Source organism: Sphingobacterium sp. SGL-16, assembly GCF_011043515.1.
Taxonomy (GTDB): Bacteria; Bacteroidota; Bacteroidia; order Sphingobacteriales; family Sphingobacteriaceae; genus Sphingobacterium; species Sphingobacterium litopenaei.
On sequence record NZ_JAAKGQ010000138.1, the window covers coordinates 1 to 275 of the forward strand.

Below are 275 nucleotides of genomic sequence, written 5' to 3' on the forward strand. Positions count from 1 at the left end.
GGAAACTTAGCATTACCTCTAAAAAAATTCACGTAAGCAGTATCTAAACATCTTAAAACAAATTGTAATGATTGACTATTCACTTCTTTCAGCCAAGCAGTTTCCTCTTTCTTTTTTAGTTCAGTTAAGGTAGCTGCCTGTTTATAGTAATTATCAGACTTTTTATTTGCTTGATATTGCTCTTTCCTTTCATTTAAAAAGTAGTTGTAAACGTAACGGATACATCCAAAATGCTTATCCAACAACACTTTTTGCTCTTGTGTTGGCTGCAATTC

General features: G+C 32.4%; 1 protein-coding gene. It reads right to left on the reverse strand.

Going from position 1 to position 275, the window contains the following annotated elements:
* Window positions 1-275: helix-turn-helix domain-containing protein (locus tag G5B32_RS17000; protein ID WP_165292680.1), on the reverse strand; the 275-nt coding region annotated here is incomplete at both ends.